This is a genomic window from uncultured Aquincola sp. (genome assembly GCF_964001545.1).
Classification (GTDB): domain Bacteria; phylum Pseudomonadota; class Gammaproteobacteria; order Burkholderiales; family Burkholderiaceae_C; genus Aquincola.
In genome coordinates, this window is the sequence record NZ_CAXFDV010000207.1 from 1 (window position 1) to 5,445 (window position 5,445).

At 69.4% G+C, this 5,445-nt stretch carries 6 protein-coding genes; 5 read left to right on the top strand and 1 reads right to left on the bottom strand.

What is annotated here, in order from left to right:
• Positions 1–169 precede the first annotated feature (169 nt).
• Positions 170–631: a PaaI family thioesterase gene (locus ABNT58_RS07205; protein ID WP_348752821.1), complete on the bottom strand. Its 462-nt coding sequence runs from the start codon at positions 629–631 to the stop codon at positions 170–172.
• 162 nt (positions 632–793) lie between these two features.
• On the opposite strand from ABNT58_RS07205, the gene ABNT58_RS07210 reads away from it, so the two are divergent.
• From ABNT58_RS07210 to ABNT58_RS07230, 5 genes are all read left to right on the top strand, one after another.
• The gene (locus ABNT58_RS07210) at positions 794–1,879 is read left to right on the top strand and encodes a phosphotransferase (protein ID WP_348752822.1); all 1,086 of its coding nucleotides are present in this window, start codon (positions 794–796) and stop codon (positions 1,877–1,879) included.
• A 2-nt stretch (positions 1,880–1,881) separates the two neighbouring features.
• Positions 1,882–3,546, top strand: a complete 1,665-nt coding sequence (locus ABNT58_RS07215; RefSeq protein WP_348752823.1) for a long-chain fatty acid--CoA ligase — start codon at positions 1,882–1,884, stop codon at positions 3,544–3,546.
• Between the two features lie 53 nt (positions 3,547–3,599).
• The gene (locus tag ABNT58_RS07220) at positions 3,600–3,884 is read left to right on the top strand and encodes a hypothetical protein (RefSeq protein WP_348752824.1); all 285 of its coding nucleotides are present in this window, start codon (positions 3,600–3,602) and stop codon (positions 3,882–3,884) included.
• A gap of 65 nt (positions 3,885–3,949) precedes the next feature.
• A complete protein-coding gene (locus ABNT58_RS07225) occupies positions 3,950–5,017 on the top strand; it encodes a Gfo/Idh/MocA family oxidoreductase (protein ID WP_348752825.1) in 1,068 nt (355 codons plus the stop codon).
• Positions 5,018–5,149: 132 nt separating this feature from the next.
• The coding region (locus ABNT58_RS07230; protein WP_348752826.1) for a lipocalin family protein at positions 5,150–5,445 on the top strand (296 nt) is incomplete at its 3' end.

Genomic DNA, 5,445 nt, shown 5'->3' on the forward strand with positions numbered 1-5,445 from the left:
ACGGGCTGCCCGTCGCACAGCAGCAGGCGGCGGTCTACATCCAGCACGAATCGGTCGAAGACCAGCTCTGACACGGCGGCTCCCGGCAAGGGTGGGCAGGCCCATGACAGCGCGGGCGCAGGTGCGCGGCGTGCGCCGGCTCAATATAGCGCCGCCTGCGCGGGGCGGCTTACAGCTTGACGCGCGGCTTCACCGGCTCACGCCCGGTGACCGAGAACACGCCGCTGGCGCGCAGGATCACGCGGTCTTCCACCTGCAGCAGGCATTCGGCAAACGCCAGCCGCGCGCCCTGGCGGCGGATGGTGACGTGCGCTTCCAGCCACTCGCCGGGCTTGGCCGACGACAGGAAGTCGCTGGTCAGGCTCACCGTCACCATCGACTGCGGCGGGTCGCGCTGCAGCACCACGTTCATGCCCAGCGCGCAATCGGCCAGCGTGGCCAGCATGCCGCCATGGGTGACGCCCAGCACATTGGTGTGCTTGTGCTGCACCCGCAGCGCCACCACCTGGGTGCCGCTGCCGTCTTCGGCCGGCTTGCCGTACACCGGGCCCAGCGCCGCAAAGTAAGGTCCGCCGTGGTGGATGGTCTGGAAACCGGGCGGAACCGGGAGGTCGTCTTCGGGCTGGGACATGCTGGTGAACTGGAGGCTGCAATCGGGGGCCACCATGGTACGGAAGGGGCCGCGCCGGGTGGGCCACCGAACATACCGCAGTTTCTGAATGTCCGCTGCGCGACAAGCGCATTGGGAAATACCACCCATTCCAAAACGCCGGATGGCTGGCACACTGGCTTGATGAGCGAACCTCAGCATTCCTTCAACGGCACGCGGCCCGTGGCCCCTGCCCATGCCTTCGACGTGGACCGGCTGGACGCCTACCTGCGTGAGCACCTGCCCGGCTATGCGGGCGGCACGCAGGTGGCGCAATTCAACGGCGGGCAGAGCAACCCCACCTTCAAGCTGACCTCCGGCGGGCGCCAATACGTGCTGCGCCGCAAGCCGCCCGGCGTGCTGCTGCCTTCGGCCCATGCGGTGGACCGCGAATACCGCGTCATCCGCGCGCTGGCGGGCACCGAAGTGCCGGTGGCCCAGGCCCACCTGCTGTGCGAAGACGACTCGATCATCGGCTCGATGTTCTACGTGATGGACTGCGTGGAAGGCCGCATCTTCTGGGACCCGCAGCTGCCCGGCATGAGCGCGGCCGAACGCGGCGCGCTGTACGACGAACTCAACCGCGTGATGGCCGCGCTGCACCGGGTCGACCCCATCGCCGTGGGTCTGGCCGACCATGGCAAGCCCGGCGCCTACATGGCGCGGCAGATCGACCGCTGGACCCGGCAGTACCGCGCGTCTGAGACCGAGAAGATCGAGGCTGCCGATGCGCTGATCGACTGGCTGCCGCGCCACCTGCCGCCCGAGCAGGCCACGCCGCGCATCGTGCATGGCGACTACCGCATCGACAACGTGATCTTCCACCCCACCGAGCCGCGCATCCTGGCCGTGCTGGACTGGGAGCTGAGCACGCTGGGCGACCCGCTGGCCGACTTCGCCTACCACTGCATGACCTGGCACATGCCGCAAGGCGCCACCCGCGGCCTGGCCGGTGCCGACCTGGCTGCGCTGGGCATTCCCACCGAAGCCGAGTACCTGCAGCGCTACCTGCAGCGTACCGGCCAGCCGCAGGCCGTGAGCCCGGCCGACTGGGGCTACTACCTGGTGTTCAACATGTTCCGGCTGGTGGGCATTCTGCAGGGCGTGATGGCGCGTGCGCTGCAGGGCAATGCCTCCAACGCCCGCGCGCTGGAGGCCGGGCGCCGCGCCCGCCCGCTGGCCGAGCAGGCCTGGGCGATGGCGCAGCAACTGGACGCGGGGCGGGGGTGAAGATGGCTGCACCCCACCCCCACTGGCCGCCAGGCCTGGCCCACCACCTCACGCTGCCGCGCACCCACCTGTGGTTCAACGTCGAGGTATCGGCCACCCGCTACCCCGACAAGCCCTTCCTGCTGTTCTACGACACGCCGCTGAGCTTTGCCGACTTCAAGGCCGAGGCCGAAGCACTGGCCGGCCACCTGCAGCAGGTGTGCGGCGTGCAGCGTGGCGACCGTGTGCTGCTGCAGATGCAGAACAGCCCGCAATGGGCGCTGGCCTTCTACGCCATCCTGCGGGCCGATGCGGTGGTGGTGCCGGTCAACCCGATGAACCGCAGCGAAGAGCTGCGCCACTACGTGCACGACAGCGGTGCCCGTGTCGCCTTCGTCGCGCAAGACCTGCTGGACGAACTGCTGCCCCACCTGGGCGTGCCGGATGGCCTGCAGCACATCGTGGTGGCCACCTATGCCGACCACCTGAAGCAGCCCACCGACCTGGCGGTGCCCGCCTTCGTCAGCGCGACGCGCGCGGTGCCCACGCGTGCCGGCGTGCATGCCTGGCAGGCGGTGGTGCAGGCCGGCCATGCGCCCGGGCCGCTGCAGGGCGGGCCGGACGACCTGTGCGTGATGCCGTACACCTCGGGCACCACCGGCCACCCCAAGGGCTGCATGCACACCCATGCCACGGTGATGACCACGCTGGTGGGCAGCGTGCAATGGTTCAACCGCACACAAGACACGGTGTACCTGGGCGTGCTGCCCTTCTTCCACGTCACCGGCATGTCGGGCGGGCTCAACGGCCCGATGTTCAGCGGCGCCACCGTGGTGGTGCTGCCGCGCTGGGACCGCGAGGCGGTGGGCCGCTGCATCGAGCGCTACCGCGTCTCGGTGTGGCAGGTCATCTCCACGATGATGATCGACTTCCTGTCGCAGCCTGACGTGGAGCGCTTCGACCTCAGCAGCCTGCAGGCCGTGCGCGGCGGCGGCGCCGCGATGCCGGCGGCCATCGTGGCCAAGCTCAAGTCGCTCACCGGGCTGGACTATGTCGAGGGCTACGGCATGTCCGAGACCATCGCCGCCACCCACATCAACCCGCCGCACCGGCCCAAGCCGCAATGCCTGGGCATTCCGGTGTTCGACGTCGATGCGCGGCTGATCGACCCCGGCACGCTGGCGCCGGTGGCGCCCGGCGAAGTGGGCGAGATCGTGATCCACGGCCCGCAGGTGATGCAGGGCTACTGGCGCGCGCCGCAGGCCAACGACAGCAGCTTCCTGCAGATCGACGGCAAGCGCTTCCTGCGCACCGGCGACCTGGCGCGAGTGGACGACGAAGGCTACTGGTTCATGGTCGACCGGCTGAAGCGCATGATCAATGCAGCCGGTTTCAAGGTATGGCCGGCCGAGGTGGAGGCGCTGATGTACCAGCACCCCGCCATCCAGGAAGCCTGCGTCATCGGCACCCTGGACGAACGCCGCGGCGAAACCGTCAAGGCCCTGGTAGTGCTCAAGCCCGGCGCCATCGGCCAGGTCACCGAGCAGGCAGTGGCCGACTGGTGCCGCCAGCACATGGCCGCCTACAAGGCCCCCAAGCTGATCGAATTCGTCGAGTCCCTGCCCAAGTCGGGCACGGGCAAGGTGCAGTGGCGGATGTTGCAGGAGCGGGAGCGGGGGGCGGGCTGAAGCCGCAGCGGGGCATTGCAGAATCGCCGCCGCCTGCACGACGCAGGAAGGACATGACCTTGAACATCTGGAAGTTCGACATCGGCGTGGGCACCGGCCCGCAGCATGTGCCCATGCCGGCCGGCGCCCGGCTGCTGAGCGTGCAATTGCAGGACGGCCTGCCCCAGCTGTGGGCGCTGTGCGATACCGGCGCGCCGCAGGTGTTGCGGCGGATCGAGGCCTTCGGCACCGGCGACGATGTGGCGGCGGAAGCAGGCAGCACGCTGGACTTCCTCGCCACTCTGCAGGTGGGCCCCGCAGTGCTGCACTACTTCGATCGGGGCGAGCGGGCGCGCTGACGGCCGCACGCAGCGAGGCCGGGTCCGCTGCTTGCCATGACGGGCTGCCTTCTGCAGGAGCCCCCATGCCCGCCTCGACCTCCCCCATTCAAGCCCCCTCCCAACGCCCCCTCGGTTTCGCCATCGTCGGCCTGGGGCAGCTGACGTTGGAGGAAATCATGTCGGCGTTCGCGCAGTGCCAGTGGGCGCGGCCGGTGGCGCTGGTGAGCGGCAGCCGCGACAAGGCGCTGCCGGTGGCGCGGGCGCATGGCATCGGGGAAGACCGGGTGCTGGACTACGACCACTTCGACCGCCTGCGCGACATGCCCGAGGTGGACGTGGTGTACATCGTGCTGCCCAACCACCTGCATGCCGAGTACACCCTCAAGGCCTTTGCGGCCGGCAAGCATGTGCTGTGCGAAAAGCCAATGGCGGTGACGCCCGAGGAATGCCACCGCATGATGGACGCGGCCCGCGCCGCCGACCGGCAGCTGATGATCGCCTACCGCCTGCACTTCGAGCCCTTCAGCCAGCGGCTGACGGCGCTGTGCCGCGACAAGACCCTCGGCGCGGTGAAGACGTTGATGGCCAGCAACTGCCAGGTGACCACCGCGCCCGACATCCGGCTGCAGGCCGACAAGGGCGGTGGCCCGATCAGCGATACCGGCATCTACTGCATCAACGCCGCCCGCATGGTGACGGGCGAAGAACCCACCGAGGTCGTGGCCTTTGCGCACCATCCCGCCAACAACCCCGACTTTGCCGAGGTGCCCGAGAGCGTGGCCTTTCTGCTGCGCTACCCGTCGGGCATGGTGGCGCATTGCGAAACCAGCTTCGGCGCCGCCGAAAGCCGCCACCTGCGGGTGCATTGCGCCGAGGGCTTCATCGATCTGGAAGCCGCCTTCTCGTACCGCGGCCAGCAGATGTTTTTGCGCCGCGGCAGCCCCAGCACCGGCCCGGCCAGCACCGAGGAGCTGCTGATCCGGCCGGTGAACCATTTCGCGGCCGAGATGGATGCCTTCTGCGAGGCAATCCACAGCGGCCAGCCGGTGCCCACCGATGGCCCCATGGGCCTGGCCGACGTGCGCATCATCCGGGCGCTGCAGCGCTCCATCGAACAAGGCGGCGTGGTGGCGGTGGCGCAGGACGACTGAAGCGCGCGCATGCGCCCACCGCCTACAGGCTTATCGGACGGGGGCGGTTGCAGCACGTGCGGCCTGCGACGAGCATCACCGCAGGCGCCGGTATGGTCTGGCGCCACGCCGCCTGCGATGAAAGCCGCGACGATGAAGATCCCCAAAACCCTGCTGACTTCTCACCGCCGCCCCGCGCTGCGCAAGCGCCACCTGGCCGCCGCCGGCCTGGTGCTGGGCGCGGCCGTGCTGTTGACCGCCTGCCAGAGCGCCCCCACCCGACCGCCGCTGGCCGTGGCCGAGCGGCTGGACATCGACCGCTACATGGGCGATTGGTATGTGATCGCGGTGATCCCGACCTGGCCCGAGCGCGAGGCCTACGACGCGGTGGAACGCTACGAACGCCGGCCCGACGGCAAGATCGCCACCACCTTCACCTACCGGCATGG

Bases quoted from the DNA above. Each gene is read 5' to 3' on its own strand.
- ABNT58_RS07205 (WP_348752821.1), bottom strand. From the start codon at position 631: ATGTCCCAGCCCGAAGACGACCTCCCGGTTCCGCCCGGTTTCCAGACC.
- ABNT58_RS07210 (WP_348752822.1), top strand. From the start codon at position 794: ATGAGCGAACCTCAGCATTCCTTCAACGGCACGCGGCCCGTGGCCCCT.
- ABNT58_RS07215 (WP_348752823.1), top strand. From the start codon at position 1,882: ATGGCTGCACCCCACCCCCACTGGCCGCCAGGCCTGGCCCACCACCTC.
- ABNT58_RS07220 (WP_348752824.1), top strand. From the start codon at position 3,600: ATGACCTTGAACATCTGGAAGTTCGACATCGGCGTGGGCACCGGCCCG.
- ABNT58_RS07225 (WP_348752825.1), top strand. From the start codon at position 3,950: ATGCCCGCCTCGACCTCCCCCATTCAAGCCCCCTCCCAACGCCCCCTC.